This is a genomic window from Nocardia alba NBRC 108234 (assembly GCF_001612665.1).
Taxonomy (GTDB): domain Bacteria; phylum Actinomycetota; class Actinomycetes; order Mycobacteriales; family Mycobacteriaceae; genus Nocardia; species Nocardia alba.
The window spans coordinates 172,261-194,257 of record NZ_BDAX01000012.1 but is presented as its reverse complement, the minus strand read 5'-3'; the positions used below and the strand labels follow the sequence as shown (position 1 = coordinate 194,257).

Below are 21,997 nucleotides of genomic sequence, written 5' to 3'. Positions count from 1 at the left end.
ACTATAACGTCGACGATTCACTAAGCTCGCGAGCATGGTCGAACAAGCGCCGTCCACCGTGTACATCGCCTCGCCCGAGGGCGACACCGGAAAGTCCACGGTGGCGCTGGGTGTCCTCGGCATGCTGTGCGCGACCACCGCCCGCGTCGGCGTGTTCCGGCCGATCACCCGTTCCGCCGACGAACCCGATTACATTCTGGAACTGTTGCTCGAGCACAGCACCGCCGATATCAGCTACGAGCAGGCCGTCGGCGTCACCTACGAGGACGTCCACCGCGACCCCACCGCCGCTATCGGCGACATCGTGATGCGTTTCCACGACGTCGCCAAGGCCTGTGACGCGGTGGTGATCGTCGGCAGCGACTACACCGACGTCGCCAGCCCGAGCGAGCTGCGCTTCAACGCCCGCATCGCGGCGAATCTGGGCGCGCCCGTCCTGCTGGTCGTTCGCGGCGCGCAACGCAAGCCCTCCGAGGTCGAACAGCTCGTCGAACTGTGTACCGCCGAGCTCACCGCCGAGCACGCTCGGCTGGTCGCGGTCGTCGCCAATCGCTGCGCCCCGGACGCGATCGACGACATCGCCACCGCATTGGCGAGTTCCGAGGTGCCCTCCTGGACGCTGCCCGAGGTGCCGTTGCTGATGGCGCCGACCATGAGCGAGCTGTGCGCGGCGATCGACGGCGAGATCTACAGTGGCGATCCGGAGCTACTCCAGCGTGAGGCATTGCGCATCATGGTCGGCGGAATGACCGCCGAGCACATCCTGGAGCGACTCTCCGACGGTGTGGTGGTGATCGCGCCGGGCGACCGCTCCGACGTCCTACTGAGCCTGGTGAACGCCCATGAGGCGGAGGGCTTCCCGTCGCTGGCGGGGGTGATCATGAACGGCGGGCTGCGCCCGCATCCGGCCATCGCGCGGCTGATGGCGGGCCTGCGCCCCAGGCTGCCGATCCTGGCCACCGAGCTGGGCACCTACGACACCGCCAGCGCCGTGCACGGCACCCGCGGCCGAATGTGGGCGGGTAGCCCGGGCAAGGTCGACACCGCGCTCGCGCTGATGGAACAGCGGGTCGACGCACCGGAACTGTTGCGGCGCATCCAGGTTCCGTCCTCGACGGTGGTGACGCCGCAGATGTTCGAATACCGGCTGATCGAGCGCGCTCGCGCCGACCGCAAACGCATCGTGCTGCCCGAGGGCGATGACGACCGCATCCTGCGCGCCGCCGGACGGGTGCTGCAGCGCAAGATCGCCGACCTCACCATCCTCGGTGACGAGACCTCGGTGCGGGCCCGCGCCGCCGAGCTCGGCGTGGATATCGCCGACGCCCAGGTGATGTCGCCGCGCACCTCGGGCTACCTCGACGAATTCGCCGCCGAATACACCGAATTACGTAAGCACAAGGGCATGACGCTCGAGCGCGCGCGCGAAACCATGGCCGATATCTCGTATTTCGGCACCATGATGGTCTACAAGGGGATCGCCGACGGCATGGTCTCCGGTGCCGCGCACACCACCGCGCACACGATCCGGCCCTCATTCGAGATCATCAAGACGGTGCCCGGCGTCGCCACGGTGTCGAGCGTGTTCCTGATGTGCCTGGCCGATCGTGTTCTCGCCTACGGTGATTGCGCGGTGGTACCCGATCCGAGCTCGGAGCAGCTGGCCGATATCGCGGTGTCCTCGGCGGGCACGGCGGCCCGGTTCGGGATCGAGCCCCGGGTGGCGATGCTGTCCTATTCGACCGGCGCGTCCGGCACCGGCGCCGATGTCGACAAGGTTCGCGCGGCCACCGAACTCGTGCGTGAGCGCGCGCCGCGACTGCCGGTGGAGGGCCCGATCCAGTACGACGCGGCGATCGAGCCCGCCGTCGCCAGCGCCAAACTGCCCGACTCCGAAGTAGCGGGCAAGGCCACGGTTTTCGTCTTCCCCGACCTCAATACCGGCAACAACACCTACAAGGCGGTGCAGCGCAGCGCGGGTGCGGTCGCGATCGGGCCGGTGCTGCAGGGCCTGCGCAAGCCGGTGAACGATCTCTCGCGCGGCGCGCTGGTGGCCGACATCGTCAACACCGTGGCGATCACCGCCATCCAGGCTCAGGGAGACGGCAAGTGAGCGATCTCGTACTGGTGCTGAACAGCGGCTCCTCGTCGATCAAATATCAACTGCTACAAGCTGTCTCGTCGCAGGTGCTGGCCTCCGGGCTGGTCGAGAAGGTCGGCGAGTCGCACGGCGGGCGGATCGTGCACGAGGCAGGCCCCGCGAAACTCGAATACGACGGGGCGATCCCCGACCACCGGGCCGGACTGCTGCGGGTGTTCGAGATGTTCCGCGAGACCGGCCTCGACCTGGCCACGATCGGCATCGGGGCGGTCGGGCACCGGGTCGTACACGGCGGCGAGGTGTTCTGGGAACCGACCCTGATCACCGACGACGTGCTGCGCGCGATCGACGACCTGTCGGTGCTCGCGCCCCTGCACAACCCCGCCAACGTGGTCGGCATCGAATCGACCCGGGAACTGCTGCCCGGCGTACCCGAGGTCGCGGTCTTCGACACGGCGTTCTTCCACACCATGCCCGACGCCGCCAAGACCTATGCGATAGACGCGAAATTAGCGGCGGCCCATGGCATTCGGAAGTACGGATTCCATGGCACCTCGCATCAGTACGTGTCGGAGCAGGCCGCGCGGTTTCTGGGGAAACCGACCGAGGAGCTGAACCAGATCGTTTTCCACCTGGGCAACGGCGCGTCCGCGTCGTCGATCCGAGGGGGCGTCGCGATCGATACCAGCATGGGTATGACGCCGCTCGAAGGTCTGGTGATGGGGACGAGGCCGGGCGATCTGGATCCCGGTATCACGCCGTATCTGATGCGGGCGGCCGAGCTGGATGTGAGTCAGGTGGAACAACTGCTCAACCGCGGTTCGGGCCTCAAAGGGTTGAGCGGGGTCAACGACTTCCGCGAATTGCAGCAGCTCATCGACGGCGGCGACAGCCAGGCGAAACTCGCCTACGACGTCTACATCCATCGCCTGCGCCGCTACCTCGGCGCCTACCTGGTGGAACTGGGCCGCGTCGACGACATCATCTTCACCGCCGGTGTGGGGGAGAACAGCCCCGCGGTGCGCGCCGACGCACTCGCGGGGCTACAGGCGCTCGGTATCGACATCGACCCGACCAGGAACGAGACGAGAGCCCCTGGCATCCGGCGCATTTCGCCGGACCACGCCGCGGTGACGGTGCTGGTGGTACCCACCAACGAGGAACTGGCTATCGCCCGTGCCGCCTATCGGCTGGTCAGCACGCGCTGAGCTCAGAACCAGGATTTGGGGCGTAGGGAATTGGCCAGGTCGACGAGGGCATAGCGGTGCGTGCGGTTCGGGGCGTTGCGAGCGAGCGAACGCAGGCCGGTTTCGGTACCGTCACGCAGTTCTCGTTCGGTGAAGGCGCGGCCGAACAGCTTGGCGTCGAGGCGTTTCGGTGTGTTGCCGTCCTGGAGCCACGCCAATGCCGAGCCCTGGACCAGGGTGCGCATGAGCGTGGCTCGGTGCTCGCCCGCGGCGATGGACTGGGCGCGCGAGGCGGCCAGCCGCAGGACCTGCTCGTCGAGTTCGGCGACGGGAGAGCTGGTGAGCAGCAACAGGATCGCCGTCGTCTGGGCGGTGGTGAAGTGGCGTGACGCGGCGGGCACATCGTCGAGGGCATGGACCGCCTCGCCGACTCGTCCGGCGACCGCCAGTTGCCTGGCCAAGCCGAATGCCGCGCTCACCACGGCCCGGTCGGTGCGCCAGACGGTGTCGTAATAGCGCTCGGCGAAGCTTCGCCACTGCTCGGGGGCGGTGGAATCCCAGTGTTGCAGAATGAGTTCCGCGGTGGCGGCCAACGCGACCTTCGGCGCGATCTCGCCCGGCAGCACCCGCAACACCTCTTCGAACGAGGCGAATGCAGCCTCGTAGTCGAGTTCGAGCAGGTGAGCCTGACCGGTGAACCAGTCGGTGCGCCAATCGGATTCGATCGGCTCCCGGTCGAGCAGGTGCAATACCGCCGCCGACTCGCCCAGTTCCAGCCGAGCTCGCGCCTCGGCGAAGATCAGCTCACCGGCCAGGGTGTCGGGTGCGCTGTCGGGATCGGCTTCGGCCCGCTCGCGGGAGTCGTGCAGCGCCTCCAGTACCCGCTCCGGTTCCGGATTGGCGGTCGCGGCCAGCAGCGGCGCCGACGGGTCGGCGGGGTCGATCAGCGGAATCGGCAGCGCCGCGACCACATCACGGGAATCGAGCAGCGGCGAACGACCGGCGCCGTCGAGATAGGCGTCGGTCTGGCGGATCAGTTCCTCGGTCCCGAAGCTGGTGCGCTGTGGACTGAACACTGTGGACAGCTGTGGATGTTCGGTGCCGGTGTCGTAGGCGAGGATCTCGCGCAGGACACCCGCCAGCTGTGCCGACATCGCCCGTGCCGACGGAAACCGCTGTGCCGGATCGAGATCGGTGGCGGTGAGCAGGAATCGGTGGAAGAACTCGTAGCGGGCCAGCAGCGGTTCGTCGGCGGGGTCGGGGATGCCGTCGAGGTAGCGGCCGTGTTCGCTGGGCAGCGCCAGTGTGAGCGCGGCGATCGTCCGGCCGACGGTGTACACGTCGGAGGCGGGCGTCGGCCCGGTTCTGGCGATTTCAGGAGCTTGGAAACCCTTGGTGCCGTACAGGTTTCCGTAGGCGTCGATGGTGGCGACCGCGCCGAGGTCGATCAGTTTCACCTGATCCTCGGTGACCATCACATTGTCGGGTTTGAGGTCGTTGTAGGTGAGACCGATCGAATGCAGGTATTCCAGCGCGGGCAGGATCTCCAGGACATAGGCGATGGCCTCGGCCAGCGGCATCTGCTCGCCCCGGGGCCTGGCGTCGAGAATGTCGCGCAGCGAATGGCCGCCCACGTACTCCATCACGATGTAGCCGATGGATTCCTCGCCCGCGGTGTGCTCGACGAAGTTGTGGATCTTGACGATGCTCGGGTGCGCCACCTCGGCCAGGAACTGGCGCTCGGCCACCGCCACGGCCTGCGCCTCGGCGTCACCCGCGTGCAGCAACCCCTTGAGCACCACCCACCGATCGCTCACATTGCGGTCGATGGCCAGATAGATCCAGCCGAGGCCGCCGTGCGCGATGCACCCCTGGATCTCGTACTGCCCGGCGACCATATCGCCTTCGTGCAGCGACGGCCGGAAATCGAAAGCGGCCCCGCAGGTCTCGCATTCACCGCTGGACGAGGCGGCCCGCGCCGGTGTCGACCGCCCGACCGGATTAGCGCAGCGCCAGCAGAACCGCCTGCCTTCGGAGACCATCGGATCGGCCAGCACGGCGTCACGCGGGTCGGCCGGGGTGACGGTCGGAATCGGCACCAGCCCGGCGCCGAGCCGGCGCGTTGGCCGCGACCGCGCGGTCCGCACACTGCGGCCCGAACGGGCGGTACTCACGCCGGTCTGTGGCGCGGAGGGCCAGGGTTGCGATGTCGCCCCCGCACCGGTCGACTCGTCGCGCTGGGCTGCCTCGGTCGCCGCGTGCGGTGTGCCGGACGGGACCCGTTGTGCCATTTCGGTCGCCGCGTGCGGTGCGTTGGCCGGGGGCCGTTGTGTGGCTTCGGTCGCTGCGTGCGGTGTGCTGACTGGAACCTGTTGTGCGGCTTCGGTCGCTGTCTGCGGTGCGTTGGCTGGAACTCGCTGTGCCATTTCGGTCGCCGCGTACGGTGCGGTTTCGGCGGGGCGATGCGCCATTTCGGTGGCCGCGTAGGGTGCGGTCTCCCGGGCGTTCTGTGCCGCCTCGGCGGCGGTCGCCGTGGCCTCTGGGGCGCGTTGCGTTGCTTCGATCGAGACGTCGGCGGCGGATTCGTGGTCCACCGGCTCGGGTCGGCTCGCCCGCTGCGTCGCGATGTTCTCCCGCGCGTGCTGCGAGTCGGCAGGTGCGACGCCGCCGGTTTCGCGGCGGCCACCGGGCTCTTCGGCGCGACGGGTGGCGTCGATCGACGGGGTGTGGTCGCCGCCGCTCGCCTGCTTGTCCGCGAACTCCGCGGCCGCCTCGGCGGTGAGTTTGGGCAGCGGCCGGGTCTCGTCGTCGCCCGGCAGCGTCCAACCGCCGGGCAGGGTGCCGGGACGGTGGCGCTGCGTCAGCTGGGTGGGCACGCGCCGTGGCTCGTCCTCCGGTGGGGCGGCCTGGGGCGTCGAGTCGGTGCGCGCCGGGTCGTGGTCCAGTTCGTGGCGTGGAGCCGATGTGGTGGGCGCCGGGTTGTGATCTGGTTCGTGGGGTGGGGCGGATGCGGTGCGCGCCTCATCGTTCGCGACCCGATCACGTTGTCCTGGTTCACCATCGGTCGGATTCGTGTCCATGGCTGTCAGTCCTGGTACTTCGGTGCGGGCGGGCTCGGAGTCTCGCCGAGAGTCGCGAGCCAGCGGCGATGGATGCGGGTCCAGGTACCGTCGTTGCGGATGCGGTCCAGGGTGGAGTTGACGAAACGCACCAGGTCGTCGTCGCCCTTGGGAATGCCGATGCCGTACGGTTCGGCGCTGATGCTGCCCCCGACCACTTCGGTGTAAGGGTCCTGGGCGGCCAGGCCCGCCAGGATCGAGTCGTCGGTGCTCACCGCGTCGACCTGGCGTTGTTGCAGGACCACCAGGCAGTCGGCCCAGGTCGGCACCGTCAGGATCGTGGCGGCCGGTTGATCACGGCGAATGTGATCGAGGGAGGTGGTGCCGCGCACCACGCACACCCGCTTGCCCGCCAGATCGGCGAGACCGTCGATGCCGGAGCCCTTCACCGCGAGTACCCGCTGATCGGCCCGCAGATACACCGTCGAGAACGCCACCCGCTGCCGTCGCTCGCAGGTGATCGTCATCGTCTTCGCGACCAGGTCGACGGTGTGATTCTGCAGGGCTCGCTCGCGCTCTTCGGAAGCGAGACTGCGGTATTCGATCAGGTCGGGGTTGCCGAGCAGATCGCGGGCGATCTCGCGGGCGATGTCGGCGTCGAATCCCACGATGCGACCGGAGAGGGGATCGCGGAAGCTGAACAGGTTGCTGCCCGCGTCGAGGCCGACGACGAGTCGGCCGCGCGCACGGATGGCGGCGATGGTCGGGCCGGTGGCGGTGCTCGGTCGCAGACTCGCGGTCGGATCGCCACACTGCTCGCCGCCCGAAGGCGGCACCGGGGTGTCGGTGCCGATCGGAATAACCTTGGCGGGCAACGGTGGTACGGAATAGACACCCCGCTCGTCGGGCGCGGGAGTGCTGTCGGAACAGCCGGCCAGTAGCCCGGCCAGCACCAGCGCCGCGAGGACGCGGCCGCGCCTCACCGGTACTCCCGCAGCCGTGGCCACAGGCCGAGCGCGACGAACGCCGCCGCCACGATCCCGAGCACGAACGCGCCGGGGGAAAGGAACGACAGCACATCCATGGCTTGCGAGACCTTGGTGCGCAACGTGTCTCGTGTCGCCGCGCCCGCCTTGTCCAATGACCGATCGAGTGCGTCGACCTGGGCGGCGGAATCGGCGGCGCTCGGACCGGTCGCGACGGCGGCCGCGCCGAGGAAATCGCCGCGCTCGAGTGTGTCGTTCATCCGCTGATGGGCCGACTGCCAGCGGGTGAGCGCGGCGCGCGCGTGCGCCACCTCGTCGCGGGCGGGCGCGTCCTCGGGATAGCCGGCGAGCAGCTCGGTGAGCCGGGTGGCATTCGCATCGAAGGTGCGGTCGTAGTCGCCGGTCGCGTCGCGGCGCACCAGCTTCACCATTTCCGCTGATCTGGCTTGCTGCACCAGGATTCGGCTCTCGGCCAAACGCGCCGATGGCACCGCGCCCTCATCCCGGCAGCGGATCATCGCCACGGCGGAGACCGATCCGGCCGCGACCGTCCAGAGCAGGGTCAGCGCCAGCGCGCCGGTGCCGACCAACAGCCCCATATTGAAGAACCGGCGCGAGCGGCGTGCCAGCTCGACCTGCACCCAGATCAGCGCGCCGAGCGCCACCACCAGCAGCACGATCGCCGTCCACGGTGGCCGCACGTGCCGATACTGCGCCGCGGTGACCGAGTCGAAGCGGTGGTCCTCCAGCTCCTCGGCCATCGGTAGCAGTCGAGCCTGCATCTGATGCGATGCCTCGCTCAGATAGGCCGCGCCGACGGGATAGCCGTTGCGATTGTTCACCCGCGCGGTCTCGATCAGCCCGCTGTAGACGGGCAGCCCGGTCGCGATGCCGGTGCGCAGGCGGCGATCGGTGCCCGTCGGATCGGCCGCCTCCTCGTCGGAGATGTGCCCGGCCTGCGTCACCAGTTCGGCGGCGGCCTCACCGATGGCCTGGGTGTAGCGGTCACGCACCGCCTGGGGTTCGAGTCCGCCCGCGATGAACGCGGTGCCCGCGGCGGCGTCGGCGATGGAGAGCGAGGTGTAGAGGTGATTGGCCGAATGCGCGTCGGGTTCGGTGTCGTCGAGCAGAACGCCGAGAGCTTGCTGGCGCTCCATCACGGTCGTCGAAGTCACCGCGCCCGCGGTCACGCACAGCACCATCAGGACCAGTCCGGCGGCGACGAGCCGGCCCGGCGAGGAGTGCGCGAAGCTGCGCAACCGGGCGGGTCGGAACTGCGCGCGCAACGCCGCGACGTCGGGTGCGGGCGGCCGATCGACGGGCGCGGCCGGTCGGCGCGGCGGCGCTGAGCGCGGTGTCGCCGGTGCCGCGTCGGCCGTCCCCGCGTGCTTCGCACCCGCCTCGGCCTGCGACGACGGGCGAACGCGAACGGCCGCCACTTCCGTCGCGGCATGGCGATTCCCCGGTTCGACCATCGTTCACCTCCCGGCGCTGTCCGTGTACACCTACCTGTGCGGAGTTTATTGTGGGCCTACGGGTAGCGCAGCCCCTCACATACCCCCGCAGCGGTTGCTGGTCGGCTGCTCGCAGGAAAGAGTATGGGATGCGCGGCGACGGCGACGGCTGGTTCAAGAGCCCCGATGGGGTCAAGCACTGGGGCAGATTCGGTGCGGCGGGACTACTGCTGCGCGCGCCGCTGCCCGATGGCGGGTCCGCGGTGCTGCTGCAGCACCGGGCGCCGTGGAGTCATCAGGGCGGAACCTGGGCGCTCCCGGGTGGGGCGCGCGACTCGCACGAGTCACCCGAGCACGCGGCCGTCCGAGAGGCCGAGGAGGAAGCGGGCATCACCGCCGCCGACCTGCGAGTCCGCGCCGAGCGCCTGACCATGACCGCACCCAGCGGGTGGACCTACATCACCGTCGTCGCCGACGCCGACAAGCCCCTGCCGACAGTCGCCAACCGGGAGAGCGCCGAACTGGCTTGGGTGCCCGAGGACGAGGTCGCCGACCTGCCGCTACACCCCGGCTTCGCCGCCGCCTGGATCGAACTGCGCGCGGTGCCGTTGCGCGTGCGCCTCGACGCCGACACCGACCTCGCCGACGCCCTGCCCCGCACAGTCGAGCTGCCCGAACAGGGCTTCTTCTGGCTGCACGCCCGACCGGACGGCCCGGGCGCCGAAGTCGTCCTCGGCACGCAGGCTCTCGGCGCCCCTGCCCTCAGCCGCGCCGATATCCTCGCCTGATTCCCGCTGGTAGCTCTCGCCGAGCTCAGTCTATTTTCTTGATCACCCGGGCGGGGACTCCCGCGACCACAACGCCGGCAGGGACATCGTGAGTGACCACTGCGCCGGCGGCGACCACCGTGCCGGCACCGATGCTCACCCCCTGCGTGATCACGGCGGCCGTCCCGATCCAGACGTCGTCCTCGATGACGATCGGGGCGAAGCAGAGGTACTCGCGGCGCTCGGCCAAGGGCAGTGGATGGCCTCCGGTGATGAGGCTGACCTTCGGGGCGATCATGACGCCGTTCCCGATGCGGATGCCGCCCTTGTCCATGAAGGTGCATCCCTGGTTGACGAAGACGTTGTCCCCGAACGTCGTGTTCAGCCCGTGCTCGGTGAAGAACGGCGGGTAGATCGTCACCGATTCCGGCAGCGGACCACCGAACACAACGGATAGCAGTTCCGCGCGCCCTTCGCTGTCGCTGAACGGAAGTACGTTCAGCCGAGACGTCGCATCGGTCACTTCCGCGATCCGCTCCGTGTGACGCGTGAACTCAGCCGTCTGGACATACATGATCTGCTCTGTGCGGGTAGACATTCGCTGATCTCACCACCGCGCAGAACAGTCGATCAAACAACTCGGCACCAGACCGGACACAACCGCAGGTTGTGGAAATAGGCTGGAAGCGTGGATATTCGGGCGCTGCGGACGTTCGTGGCCGTCGCCGAGTTCGGCCAGTTCCAGGCTGCGGCCGACGAGTTGGGTATGAGCCAACAGGCGGTCTCCAAACGGATCGCGGCCTTGGAGCGGCACGTCGGGGTCGGGCTGCTGGTGCGCACCCCCCGAGGTTCCCGGCTGAGCCTGGACGGGCAGGTCTTCCTGCCGCACGCCAAGAAGGTCTTGGCGGCCGTTGCGCAGGCCGAGCAGGTCGTGCGCCCCGGAAAGCGCCTCCTGCGCATCGATGTCCTCAATCGGCGCATTTGCCCGGCCCAGGCCGTCTACCGGTTCTACCGCTCCCACCCCGAGATGGACCTCGACGCGGTCACGCTGAGTGCGGAGAACGCCGCCCAGGCCGCTCGAGCTGTGCTCGATGGGACCGTCGACGCGTCCTTCCGTGCCCTGTCGCCAGATCAGGTCCCGGTCGGCATCAGCGCCGAACGACTCCTGGATGCGCCCCTGGAACTCCTCGTAGGTCCCCGCCACCCGCTGGCTGATGCGCCCTGGGTCAGTCCCGCTGACCTGGCCGGCCACCGCATCTGGATCCCCGGGATCCGGCCGGGCACGGAGTGGGCGGCGTTCTATCAGGCGCTGTCCGAGGCGTTCGGACTGAGCATCGACGCGCTCGGTCCCAATTTCGGTGACGAGGCCCTGATGGACGCGCTGACCGACTCGGCCTCGCTGGCCACCCTGGTCGGTAGCGGGGACCGGTACCTGTGGACGCAGACTCACGATCTACGGCGTATCCCATTGCGTGACCCGACCCCGGTCTACCCACACATGCTGTTGTTCCGCAGCGAAGACCAGCACCCCGTGCTGACCGCGCTACGTGGGTATCTGCGCACCGCAGGCCCGCGACCCACGCTCGACGTCTGGGTACCGGGGTGGGTAGACCGCTGACCGGACAACCGAATCGGCAGGCACGCCCAGTTCGCGGTGGGCGCAGCTCGCCCCAGGAGCGATCCGCGAGCTCAGTTCGCGGCGAGGAGGGCTTGCTTGAGTTCGCGCGCGGCGGTTTCGGGGTCGGTGGCTTCGGTGATCGCCCGCACGACGACCACGCGCCGCGCGCCTGCCGCCAGCACCTCGGGCAGGCGCGTCGGGTCGACGCCGCCGATGGCGAACCAGGGGAGTGTGGGATGGGAGTCGGCGGTCGAGCGGATGAAGTCGACGCCCGCCGCCTGGCGGCCCGGCTTGGTCGGGGTGGTCCAGATCGGGCCGGTGCAGAAGTAGTCGAGATGGCCGTCGATGGCGGCCGAGCCCGCCTGCTCGCGGTTGTGGGTGGAGCGGCCGATCACCACATCGGGACCGAGGATGCGGCGCGCGTACGCGGGCGGCAGGTCACCCTGTCCGAGGTGCAGCACATCGGCGCCGGCGGCCAGCGCGATATCGGCGCGGTCGTTCACCGCGAGCAGCGCGCCGTGACGTCGGGTCGCGGCCTTGATCTCGGCCAACGCGCCCAGCTCGGCCTTCGCCTCCAGCGCGCCGAACTCGGCTTCGCCCGGCGATCCCTTGTCGCGCAGCTGCACGATATCGACGCCACCGGCCAGCGCAGCGTCGACGAATCCGGCCAGATCGCCCCTCTCCCGGCGCGCATCGGTGCACAGATACAGCAGTGCGCTCGACAGACGTTCCCTCGGCGGGACGGAATGGTTCGACTGGGAGGGCTGCACGCCCCCGACGGTAGTCGCGCTACCGTTGGAGTGCGAACGCCGTGGCGGGCGATAGGTGAAAAAGACAAGGTGGAACGTGATGCGAACTCTGGCGGTCGTTGGCGGCGGCGCCGTCGGACTTGCCGTCGCGTGGCGGGCCGCCGAGGCGGGCTGGACGGTCACCGTCTACGACCCGCGCCCCGCGCGCGGGGCCTCCTTCGTGGCCGGTGGCATGCTCGCTCCGCTGTCGGAGGGCTGGCCGGGGGAGGATCGGGTGCTCGCCTTCGGGGCGGCGGCGCTGGCACGGTGGCCCGCTTTCGCCGAACAGCTCGCCGCGGTGGCCGGTTCATCGATGTTCGTGGCCGAGCAGACGCTCACCGTCGCACTCGACAGCGCCGATGTGACGGACCTGCGTACGGTCTCGGACTGGCTGGCCGGTTTCGGTCACGATCTGCGAGTGCTCGACCGTGCGGGCGTTCGCGCACTGGAACCCGCGCTCGCGCGTACCGTCCGCGCGGGTCTGCACGCGAAAACCGAACCCGCCATCGACAATCGGCGGGTACTGCGGGCGCTCCAGTCCGCCTGCGCCGCGGCCGGGGTCGAGATCCGCGCCGAATCCGTGGCCGCGCTCGACGAGCTACCGCACGACCGGGTGGTTCTCGCGGCGGGGGCCCGCTCGGCCGAGCTCTGGCCCGGCCTGCCGGTGCGACCGGTGAAGGGTGAGATCCTCCGGTTGCGTCGCAGGCCCGGCGTGAGCCCGCCGCCGGCCAGGGTGATCCGCGCCCGAGTCCACGGCCGACAGGTCTACCTGGTTCCGCGAGAAGATGGAATCGTCGTCGGCGCGACACAATACGAGGCCGGCTTCGACACCACCGTGACCATCGGTGGGGTCCGTGATCTGATCGCCGACGCCGAAACCATCCTGCCCGGCATCGCCGAATACGAACTGGCCGAAGCGAACGCGGGCTCGCGGCCCGCGACCCCGGACAACCTGCCACTGCTCGGCCACCTCGATGACCGTGTCATCGCCGCCACCGGTCACGGCCGCAACGGAATGCTCACCCTCGCGCTCACCGCCGCGGTCGTGCCTGCGCTGCTCGATGGTGCGACCCCCGAGATTGTCGAAGCCGCAGCGCCCCAACGTTTTCCGGCATCGCAGATGCCATCTCTGTCGCAAGGAGGAGTTCGATGACCTCGACCATTCCGATCGGCGTCACCGTCAACGGTGTCGACCACGAGTTCCCCGAGCCGCTCAGCGTCCGCGAACTGCTGACTAGGCTCGAATTGCCCTGCCAGGGTGTGGCATTGGCAGTCGACGGCGCGGTCTTCTCGAAGTCGCGCTGGGACGAACCGGTCGGCCGCGGCTGGACCATCGAGGTGCTCACAGCGGTGCAGGGTGGCTGAGCCGCTGCGGATCGCCGACAAGGAGTTCGGCTCCCGCCTGATCATGGGCACCGGCGGCGCCGAGAACCTCGCTGTCCTCGAACAGGCACTGATCGCCTCGGGCACCGAGCTCACCACCGTCGCCATGCGCCGGGTCGACGCCGCGGGGGGCACCGGCGTGCTCGACCTGCTCAAGCGCCTCGACATCACCCTGTTGCCCAACACCGCGGGCTGTCGCACGGCCGCCGAAGCGGTACTCACCGCCCAGCTGGCCCGCGAGGCCCTCGACACCAACTGGGTCAAGCTCGAGGTCGTCGCCGATGACCGCACTCTCCTGCCGGACCCGTTCGAACTCCTCGATGCCGCCGAGAAGCTCGTCGACGACGGGTTCGTGGTCCTGCCGTACACCACCGACGACCCCATCCTCGCCCGCCGTCTCGAAGAAGCGGGCTGCGCCGCGGTGATGCCGCTGGGCTCCCCGATCGGCACCGGCCTGGGTATCGGCAACCCCCACAACATCGAGATGATCGTCGCCGCGGCCGGGGTCCCGGTGATCCTGGACGCGGGCATCGGCACCGCGAGCGACGCGGCGCTGGCCATGGAACTCGGCTGCTCGGCAGTTCTGCTCGCCACCGCCGTGACCAGGGCGAGAGAGCCCGAACTCATGGCATCGGCGATGTCGGCGGCGGTTCAGGCCGGCTATCTGGCCAGGCAAGCGGGCCGTATCCCCAAGCGTTTCTGGGCTCAGGCGTCTTCTCCGGCGGTCTAAGGGTCGAGGTCATCCTCGAGGATGACCCGACTCGCTACTTCCCGGCGACGCGCGGCACGGCGATCGTGCGGCAAGCTGGAGCGCATGATCGAGCTGAAGGGCCTGACGAAGCAATTCGGCCAGACCGTAGCGGTGCAGGACCTCACGTTCACCGTCCGACCAGGACTGGTGACCGGGTTCCTCGGACCCAACGGCGCCGGTAAATCGACGACCATGCGGATGATCCTCGGATTGGACAAGCCGACGGCGGGCAGTGCGCTCATCGGCGGCAAGCACTACCAGCAGCTGGAACGCCCGCTCACGCAGGTCGGCGCGCTGCTCGATGCGAAGTGGGTGCATCCGAACCGCTCGGCGCGCGCCCACCTGGAGTGGCTGGCCGCCTCCAACGACATCCCGAAGTCGCGGGTCGAGGAGGTGCTGCGGCTGGTCGGCCTGTCCGAGGTGGCGAGCAAGAACGCGGGCGGATTCTCGCTCGGCATGTCGCAGCGGCTCGGCCTGGCCGGCGCGCTGCTCGGCGACCCGAAGGTGCTGCTGTTCGACGAGCCGGTCAACGGCCTCGATCCGGAGGGCATCCTGTGGATCCGCCGGTTCATGCAGCGTCTGGCCGCCGAGGGACGCACGGTGCTCGTGTCGAGTCACCTGCTCTCGGAGATGTCGCAGACCGCCGAGCAGCTCATCGTCATCGGCCGTGGTCAGCTGATGTTCGACGGCACCACCCAGGAGTTCATCGACCGCGCCTCCGAGCAGTCGGTGCGGGTGCGCAGCCCGCAGCTGGATCAGTTGCGCAGCCTGCTCACCTCGCACGGCATGACCGTGAAGGAAGACGGCGCCGCCGCGCTGATCGTCGCGGGTGTCACCTCCGACGAGGTCGGCAAGGTGGCGGGCACGAACAACGTCACGCTCTACGAGCTGGCACCGCAGCAGGCCTCGCTCGAGGAAGCGTTCATGCGGATGACCGGCGGCGCCGTGGAGTACCACGGTGAAAGCTTCGATCAACAGGCGATGGGAGGTGCGCTCTGATGGGCGTGCTCGCAGCGGAACGAATCAAACTCACCTCCACCCGCTCGCCCTGGTGGTGCTCGGCGGTCGTGGTCGTGCTCGGTATCGGCCTCGCCGTGCTGATCGCCCTGGTCACCAACGCCGACTCCACGGGGGATTCGGGAGAGGGCCCGCCGTTGCTCACGCCGAGCGTGGCGGTGTCGGGTGTCGCGGGCTTCGGCGTCATGGTCCTGATGATCATGGCCGCGCTGACGGTGACCAGCGAATACCGCTTCGGCGTCATTCGCTCCAGCTTCCTCGCGGTACCGAACCGGTCCAAGGTCGTGCTGTCGAAGACCGCGCTGGTCGGCATCTACTCGGCCGTGCTCACCGGTGTACTCGCGCTCATCGCGTTCATTCTGGCCAAGCTGATCACCGGTGACGACGCTCCCGGTCTGGTGCTCGACGGCAACTGGCGGGCCATCTACAGCGTGCCGATCTACGCGTTCCTGTGCGTCATGCTCGCCATCGGTGTCGGTGTGCTGGTGCGTCAGTCCGCCGCGGCGATCTCGCTGATCGTGCTGTGGTCGCTGCTGTTGGAGAATCTGCTCGGCGCGTTCGGCAGCTTCGGCCGCACCGTCAAGCCGTTCCTGCCGTTCCAGAACGCGAACCGGTTCCTGAGCGTCGAGGAGTACGCGGGGAACTGGCACTGGGGCGTGTGGGGAAGCCTGGTCTACTTCGCCGTCTTCGTGGCGATCGTGTTCGCCGGCGCGCTCGTGGTGGTCAACCGCCGCGACGCCTGATAATCCAACCCGGGCCGTCCCCGCGACGGCCCGGGTCGCGAGGGCCGCGACCTTGTCGGGAGGTCGTGCCCACTCGAGCCCCCGACGTCCGCTGCCCGGACGTTGGGGGCTCGTGAGTTGGTGCGGTCATCAGTCGGGCGGTGGCGGATCGGCTAACCTTTTGTCGTGAGTGAAACGCCTTCTGGCGGGGTGAATCCGCGGCCCGACGCCGCCGCGGACGTGTCCATCCCGTTGGAGCCGATCGTCAGTGAATCCCCAGAGTCCGACACCGGCGCGCGCGCAGGCCGCAAGCGCGCCCAGCTCTCGTCGAAATTACAGGCCGCCAACCGCCGCGCCGATGTGATCGGCGCGCTGCGTAAGGCTCGTCAACAACTGCCCGGCGATCCCGCCTTCGGCGACCCGCTGTCGGTGACAGGTCCCGGCGGCGCCCGCGCGGTGGCTCGGGCGGCGGACAAGATCGCGGGCGGCGCGCCGACCGCGGCCAGGGAAATCGGTTTCGGCGCCCTGCAGGTGTGGCAGGCGGGGCTGGAGCGGATCGGCCGTGGGCGCGGGACCGAGGAGGTGACCATCGTGTTCACCGATCTGGTCGGGTTCTCGAGCTGGTCGCTGTCGGTGGGCGACGAGGGCACCCTCGACCTGTTGCGCAAGGTCGCCAAGGCCATCGAACCGCCGATCGTCGAGCGTGGCGGTCAGGTGGTGAAACGGATGGGCGACGGACTGATGGCGGTGTTCTCCTCGCCCGATCGGGCGGTGCGCGCCGCGCTGGCGGCCCGCCGCAATCTGGCCGGGGTCGAGATCAACGGCTACACCCCGCGCATGCGGGTGGGTCTGCACACCGGCACTCCCCGGGAGATCGGTGGCGATTGGCTCGGCGTCGATGTCAATATCGCCGCGCGGATGATGGAGGCGGGCGGCAACGGCAACACCATGATCTCCAGCACCACCTTGGCCGCGCTGCGCCCGGAAACTCTCGATGAACTGGGCGTTGTCGCCAAACCCTATAAGCGCAACTTCTGGGCCGCGCCGCTGAACGGGGTCCCGGAAGATGTCAGGATCTTCAAACTACATACGTCGCGCTGAGCGCTTCGCCAGCCGATCCTGTTCCTTCCAGTAGGCGCGGAACGCCTGCTGGGTGGGGGTCGGCTTGGTGGTCAGCGCCTGCCAGTTCGTCGAACGAACGAAGTCGATGATGAGCAGCACCGGCAGGATGAAGGCGTGGAAGAAGATCAGATAATCGCCGCCGTCGAACACGAACCACAGGTAGCCGGCGTACCCGAGAAACGCGATGCCGAACACGGTGTTGAGCCCGCGCGAGAGCTGGCCGCGGCCGTTGTCGATGGTGGCCATGATGATCATCGCGAGGCCGCTGACTGCGAGCAGGCCGACATACCAGGTGAACATGTCGGCAAGCCAACAGCGGACGCCTTGCCCTGAGCTTGCGAAAGGCTTGTCTATTCGAGCCAGAGCGCGGCGCCGAGGCCCGCGAAGACGGCGGCCACGATCAAACCGATCGCCATCGCGCGATTGTTCTTCCAGGTCGTATACGCGCCGCCGAGCAGGAATCCGGCGAGGGCGAAGAGGAGGACGGACAGCATGGGCTCCATCTTGCCTGGTCGAATCCGCGAAATTAACAAGCACGCATGCTTGCTTTTTTTCTGAACCGCTGCGATCCTGGGTGCCATGAGTGCTCTCTCCGCCGACCCGGACCTGATCCGGATCGGGAACTGCTCCGGGTTCTACGGCGACCGGCTCGGCGCCATGCGCGAGATGCTGGAGGGCGGTCAGCTCGACGTGCTGACCGGCGACTACCTCGCTGAACTGACCATGCTGATCCTCGGCCGCGACCGCGCGAAGGATCCGAGCCTCGGCTACGCCAAGACCTTCGTCAAGCAGCTCGAGGACTGCCTCGGACTCGCGCTGGAGAAGAACGTCCAGATCGTCACCAACGCGGGCGGGCTGAATCCGGCTGGTTTGGCCGAGCAGTTGCGCAAGGTGGCCGCCGAACTCGGGCTCGATGCCAAGATCGCGCATGTCGAAGGCGACGATCTGGTGGCACGGGTCGCCGAGCTCGACCTCGGTCAGCCGCTCACCGCGAACGCCTATCTCGGCGCCTGGGGCATCGTCGAGTGCCTGAACTCCGGCGCCGACATCGTCGTCACCGGCCGGGTCACCGACGCCTCCGTGATCGTGGGTCCCGCCGCGGCTCACTTCGATTGGGCCCGAACCGATTACGATGCGCTGGCGGGTGCGGTGGTCGCGGGGCACGTGATCGAGTGCGGCACCCAGGCCACCGGCGGCAATTTCGCCTTCTTCACCGAACTCGCGGATCTCGGACGCCCCGGCTTCCCGATCGCCGAGATCCGCCGTGACGGGTCCTGTGTGATCACCAAGCACGACGGCACCGGCGGCGCGGTCACCGTCGACACTGTCGAAGCCCAGCTCATGTACGAGATCCAGAGCGCGCGCTACGCCGGACCCGATGTGACCACCCGCCTGGACAGCATCACGCTGAGCCAGCAGGGCAGCGACCGGGTGCTGATCAGCGGCGTCACCGGCGAGGCCCCGCCGCCACAGCTCAAGGTCTCGCTGAACACCCTCGGCGGCTTCCGCAACGAGATGTCGTTCATCCTCACCGGGCTCGATATCGAGGCCAAAGCCGAACTGGCGCAACGACAGCTGGAATCCTGGCTGCCGGACAAGCCCGCCGAGCTCACCTGGACCCTGGCCCGCCTCGACCGCCCCGACGCCGAGACCGAGGAGCAGGCGAGCGCGATACTGCGCTGCGTGGTGCGCGATGTCGATCCGAACAAGGTCGGCCGTGGGTTCTCCAGTGTCGCTGTGGAATTGGCGTTGGCCAGCTACCCCGGCGCCAGTTTCACCGCCGTGCCGGGGCAGGGTTCGCCCTACGGGGTCTTCACTCCCGGCTTTGTCGACGCGCACGAGGTACCGCATGTCGCCGTGTTGGCGGACGGCACGCGGGTCGATATTCTCCCGGCCACGGAAACCGCTGTGCTCGAACCTGTTTCCGAACCGGAGTTGCCCGCACCGCTGTCACCGTCGCAGACCACTCGCGTCCCGCTCGGCACGATCGCGCTCGCCCGCAGCGGGGACAAGGGCGGCGACGCCAATATCGGCGTGTGGGTGCGCACCGACGACCAGTGGCGCTGGCTCGTGCACACCCTCACCGTCGACAAGCTGCGGGAGCTACTCCCGGAGACGGCCGAGCTGACCGTCACCCGCCACGTGCTGCCCAACCTGCGCGCGATCAACTTCATCATTTCCGGGCTGCTAGGCAAGGGCGTCGCCTACCAGGCGCGTTTCGACCCGCAGGCCAAGGGGCTCGGCGAATGGCTGCGCTCCCGCCACATCGATATGCCGACGGAGCTGCTCGAATCATGACATCAGTGTGGGAAACGCCGGAGCGTAAGGAACTGCGCGCCACCGTGCGTGGGTTCGTGGAGCGGGAGATCCTGCCCGATCTCGATGCCTGGGAGCGCGCCGGCGAACTGCCGCGCGAGCTGCACAAGAAGGCGGGCGAACTCGGTCTGCTCGGCATCGAGTACCCGGAATCGGCCGGTGGTGAGGGCGGCGATGCCATCGACTCGCTGATCGTCGGCGAGGAAATGCATCTCGCCGGTGGCTCCGGTGGTCTGTGGGCCTCGCTGTTCACCTGTGGAATCGCGTTGCCGCACATGATCGCCGCGGGCAACCAGGCCCAGATCGACACGTGGGCCAAGCCGACACTGACCGGCGACCTGATCGGTTCGCTGGCGATCACCGAGCCCGGCGGCGGTTCCGACGTCGGCCACCTCACCACCGCCGCCGTGCGCGACGGCGAGGACTTCGTCATCAACGGTGCCAAGACCTTCATCACCTCGGGTTGTCGCGCCGACTTCGTCGTCACCGCGGTGCGCACGGGTGGGCCGGGCGCGGCGGGCGTCTCGCTGATCCTGGTGCCCACCGATACGCCCGGCTTCACCGTCAGCCGCAGGCTGGAGAAGATGGGCTGGCTCGCCTCCGATACCGCCGAGCTGTCCTATGTGGATGTGCGGGTGCCCGCGTCGAACCTGGTCGGCGCCGAGAACAGTGGCTTCGCGCAGATCGCGTCCGCGTTCGTGAGCGAGCGGGTGGGCTTGGCGGTGCAGGCGTATTCGCTGGCCCAGCGCGCGCTCGACCTCACCGTGCGGTGGTGCCGTGATCGCGAGACCTTCGGGCGCCCGCTGATCAGCCGCCAGAAGGTGCAGATGACGCTCACCGAAATGGCTCAGCGCGTGGATATCTCGCGGACGTACACGCGTGCGCTCGTCGAGCGCTATGTGGCCGGGGAGCAGAACCTGATCGCCGAGGTCTGCTTCGCCAAGAACAACGCCGTCGAGACGGCCGAATGGGTGGCCAACCAGGCCGTGCAGCTGCACGGCGGGATGGGCTACATGCGCGAGTCCGAGGTCGAGCGCATCTACCGCGATGTTCGCATCATCGGCATCGGCGGCGGCACCAACGAGATCCTGACCATGCTGGCGTCGAAAGTATTGGGGTATCAGTCGTGACGACCTTCCGTTCCACGCTCGACAGCGCGTCGCCGGAGTACACCGCGGCCGCCGAGGCGATGACCACCAAGCTCACCGAGGTCGAGGCGGAGTTCGCCAAGGCGATCGCCGGCGGCGGCCCCGACAAGGTGGCCCGCCACCACAAGCGCGGCAAGCTCACCGCGCGGGAGCGCATCGAGCTGCTGCTCGACGAGGACTCGCCATTCCTCGAGCTGTGCCCACTCGCCGCCTGGGGCAGTGACTTTCAGGTCGGCGCGTCGACGATCGCCGGTATCGGGCTCGTCGAGGGCGTCGAGGTGATGATCGTCGCGCCCGATCCGACGGTGCGTGGTGGCGCGTCGAACCCGTGGACGCTGCGCAAGCAGTTCCGGATCAACGAGATCATCCGGGAGAACCGCCTGCCGGTGATCTCGCTCGTCGAGTCCGCGGGCGCCGACCTGCCGACGCAGAAGGAAGTCTTCATCCCCGGCGGCGCGATGTTCCGCGACCTCACCCAGGCCTCGGCCGCCGGAATCCCCACCATCTCACTGGTATTCGGCAACTCGACCGCCGGTGGCGCCTACATCCCCGGCATGTCCGACTACGTGGTGATGGTCAAGGAGGGCGCGAAGGTGTTCCTCGCGGGCCCGCCGCTGGTGAAGATGGCCACCGGCGAGGACTCCGACGACGAGACGCTCGGTGGCGCCGAGATGCACGCGCGCACTTCGGGTCTGGCCGACTACCTCGCCGCCGACGAGCAGGACGCGATCCGGCTCGGCCGCAATATCGTTCGCCGTCTGAACTGGAAGAAGCAGGGCCCGCAGCCGCGCGCCGAGGTGATCTCGCCGCTCTACGATCCCGAGGAACTGCTCGGCATCGTGCCCTCGGACCTGAAGATCCCGTTCGATCCCCGCGAGGTCATCGCCCGCGTGGTCGACGGCTCCGACTTCGACGAGTTCAAGCCGCTCTACGGTTCGAGCCTGGTCACGGGCTGGGCCGAGATCAACGGCTACCCGATCGGCATCCTCGCCAACGCGCGCGGCGTGCTGTTCTCCGAGGAATCGCAGAAGGCCACCCAGTTCATCCAGCTGGCCAACAAGAAGAACACCCCACTGTTGTTCCTGCACAACACCACCGGCTACATGGTCGGCAAGGAGTACGAGCGCGGCGGCATCATCAAGCACGGCGCGATGATGATCAACGCGGTCGCCAACTCCACGGTGCCGCACATCTCCCTGTTGGTCGGCGCCTCCTACGGCGCCGGGCACTACGGCATGTGCGGACGCGCGTTCAACCCGCGTTTCCTGTTCGCCTGGCCGAGCGCGAAGTCCGCCGTGATGGGCGGCGCGCAGCTCGGTGGCGTGCTCACCATCGTGCAGCGCGGCGCGGCCGAGTCCAAGGGCTTGCCGTTCGACGAGGAGGCCGCCGCCGGACTCGCCGCGATGGTGGAGGCGCAGATCGAGGCCGAGGCCATGCCGATGTTCCTGTCGGGCAGGCTCTTCGACGACGGCATCATCGACCCCCGCGATACCCGCACCGTGCTGGGAATGGCTCTGTCGGCCATTCACACAGCCCCGATCAAGGGCGCCGAGGGCTTCGGCGTCTTCCGAATGTGAG

20 protein-coding genes are annotated in these 21,997 nt (G+C 68.6%); 13 read left to right on the top strand and 7 right to left on the bottom strand.

The features are described 5' to 3' along the window. Positions 1–34 precede the first annotated feature (34 nt). Both pta and NA12_RS14920 read left to right on the top strand, forming a co-directional pair. On the top strand, positions 35–2,113 hold the full coding sequence (gene pta / locus NA12_RS14925; RefSeq protein WP_067450303.1) for a phosphate acetyltransferase: 2,079 nt from the start codon (positions 35–37) through the stop codon (positions 2,111–2,113). Then, positions 2,110–3,309, top strand: coding sequence for an acetate kinase (locus NA12_RS14920; protein WP_067450300.1), 1,200 nt, complete (start codon positions 2,110–2,112; stop codon positions 3,307–3,309). The genes pta and NA12_RS14920 overlap by 4 nt, the downstream gene beginning before the upstream one ends. Positions 3,310–3,311: 2 nt before the next feature. Here NA12_RS14920 and NA12_RS14915 read toward each other — a convergent pair whose 3' ends face one another. From NA12_RS14915 to NA12_RS14905, 3 genes are all read right to left on the bottom strand, one after another. Further along, the gene (locus NA12_RS14915) at positions 3,312–5,579 is read right to left on the bottom strand and encodes a serine/threonine-protein kinase (RefSeq protein ID WP_067450522.1); all 2,268 of its coding nucleotides are present in this window, start codon (positions 5,577–5,579) and stop codon (positions 3,312–3,314) included. Between the two features lie 794 nt (positions 5,580–6,373). Then, a complete protein-coding gene (locus NA12_RS14910) occupies positions 6,374–7,330 on the bottom strand; it encodes a glutamate ABC transporter substrate-binding protein (protein ID WP_067450298.1) in 957 nt (318 codons plus the stop codon). Then, on the bottom strand, positions 7,327–8,808 hold the full coding sequence (locus NA12_RS14905; RefSeq protein ID WP_243654761.1) for a GlnX family signal transduction membrane protein: 1,482 nt from the start codon (positions 8,806–8,808) through the stop codon (positions 7,327–7,329). Before NA12_RS14905 ends, NA12_RS14910 begins: the two co-directional genes overlap by 4 nt. Before the next feature lie 128 nt (positions 8,809–8,936). On the opposite strand from NA12_RS14905, the gene NA12_RS14900 reads away from it, so the two are divergent. Further along, complete coding sequence (locus NA12_RS14900) at positions 8,937–9,575, top strand: NUDIX domain-containing protein (RefSeq protein ID WP_067450295.1); 639 nt, start codon at positions 8,937–8,939, stop codon at positions 9,573–9,575. Positions 9,576–9,600: 25 nt separating this feature from the next. Here the strand turns inward: NA12_RS14900 and NA12_RS14895 are convergent, their stop codons facing one another. Continuing rightward, positions 9,601–10,128: a sugar O-acetyltransferase gene (locus NA12_RS14895; protein WP_067450516.1), complete on the bottom strand. Its 528-nt coding sequence runs from the start codon at positions 10,126–10,128 to the stop codon at positions 9,601–9,603. Positions 10,129–10,242: 114 nt separating this feature from the next. Between NA12_RS14895 and NA12_RS14890 the strand changes: the two genes are divergently transcribed. Beyond that, positions 10,243–11,172, top strand: a complete 930-nt coding sequence (locus NA12_RS14890) for a LysR family transcriptional regulator (RefSeq protein ID WP_067450292.1) — start codon at positions 10,243–10,245, stop codon at positions 11,170–11,172. Positions 11,173–11,243: 71 nt separating this feature from the next. On the opposite strand, the gene thiE is transcribed toward NA12_RS14890, so the two are convergent. Beyond that, positions 11,244–11,942 carry a thiamine phosphate synthase gene (gene thiE, locus NA12_RS14885; RefSeq protein WP_067450289.1) on the bottom strand — a complete coding sequence of 233 codons (699 nt, stop codon included), beginning with the start codon at positions 11,940–11,942 and terminating at the stop codon, positions 11,244–11,246. Between the two features lie 79 nt (positions 11,943–12,021). Between thiE and thiO the strand changes: the two genes are divergently transcribed. The 6 genes from thiO to NA12_RS14855 all read left to right on the top strand — a co-directional run bounded on the left by thiO (position 12,022) and on the right by NA12_RS14855 (position 16,934). Beyond that, positions 12,022–13,113, top strand: coding sequence for a glycine oxidase ThiO (gene thiO / locus NA12_RS14880; RefSeq protein ID WP_067450287.1), 1,092 nt, complete (start codon positions 12,022–12,024; stop codon positions 13,111–13,113). After that, positions 13,110–13,325 carry a sulfur carrier protein ThiS gene (gene thiS / locus NA12_RS14875; protein ID WP_067450284.1) on the top strand — a complete coding sequence of 72 codons (216 nt, stop codon included), beginning with the start codon at positions 13,110–13,112 and terminating at the stop codon, positions 13,323–13,325. Before thiO ends, thiS begins: the two co-directional genes overlap by 4 nt. Continuing rightward, positions 13,318–14,073: a thiazole synthase gene (locus NA12_RS14870; RefSeq protein ID WP_084472769.1), complete on the top strand. Its 756-nt coding sequence runs from the start codon at positions 13,318–13,320 to the stop codon at positions 14,071–14,073. Before thiS ends, NA12_RS14870 begins: the two co-directional genes overlap by 8 nt. 84 nt (positions 14,074–14,157) lie before the next feature. Then, positions 14,158–15,093 carry an ABC transporter ATP-binding protein gene (locus NA12_RS14865; protein WP_067450281.1) on the top strand — a complete coding sequence of 312 codons (936 nt, stop codon included), beginning with the start codon at positions 14,158–14,160 and terminating at the stop codon, positions 15,091–15,093. Then, on the top strand, positions 15,093–15,854 hold the full coding sequence (locus tag NA12_RS14860; protein ID WP_067450278.1) for an ABC-2 transporter permease family protein: 762 nt from the start codon (positions 15,093–15,095) through the stop codon (positions 15,852–15,854). Before NA12_RS14865 ends, NA12_RS14860 begins: the two co-directional genes overlap by 1 nt. Positions 15,855–16,094: 240 nt before the next feature. Then, positions 16,095–16,934 (top strand): adenylate/guanylate cyclase domain-containing protein, encoded by an 840-nt coding sequence (locus NA12_RS14855; RefSeq protein WP_371855997.1) that lies wholly within the window; start codon positions 16,095–16,097, stop codon positions 16,932–16,934. On the opposite strand, the gene NA12_RS14850 is transcribed toward NA12_RS14855, so the two are convergent. After that, entirely contained in the window at positions 16,917–17,255 is a 339-nt protein-coding gene (locus NA12_RS14850; RefSeq protein WP_067450275.1) for a hypothetical protein, read from the bottom strand. The genes NA12_RS14855 and NA12_RS14850 overlap by 18 nt on opposite strands. Positions 17,256–17,305: 50 nt before the next feature. Beyond that, a complete protein-coding gene (locus NA12_RS34145; RefSeq protein ID WP_165914743.1) occupies positions 17,306–17,449 on the bottom strand; it encodes a CG2302 family histidine operon protein in 144 nt (47 codons plus the stop codon). An 85-nt stretch (positions 17,450–17,534) separates the two neighbouring features. Here NA12_RS34145 and NA12_RS14845 point away from each other — a divergent pair, with 85 nt between their 5' ends. Genes NA12_RS14845 through NA12_RS14835 form a run of 3 tightly spaced genes read left to right on the top strand, consistent with a single transcriptional unit; the run spans position 17,535 to position 21,996 of the window. Continuing rightward, entirely contained in the window at positions 17,535–19,253 is a 1,719-nt protein-coding gene (locus NA12_RS14845; protein WP_067450272.1) for an acyclic terpene utilization AtuA family protein, read from the top strand. Next, positions 19,250–20,401, top strand: a complete 1,152-nt coding sequence (locus tag NA12_RS14840; RefSeq protein WP_067450269.1) for an acyl-CoA dehydrogenase family protein — start codon at positions 19,250–19,252, stop codon at positions 20,399–20,401. Before NA12_RS14845 ends, NA12_RS14840 begins: the two co-directional genes overlap by 4 nt. After that, a complete protein-coding gene (locus NA12_RS14835; RefSeq protein WP_067450266.1) occupies positions 20,398–21,996 on the top strand; it encodes an acyl-CoA carboxylase subunit beta in 1,599 nt (532 codons plus the stop codon). Before NA12_RS14840 ends, NA12_RS14835 begins: the two co-directional genes overlap by 4 nt. Position 21,997: the final 1 nt, after the last annotated feature.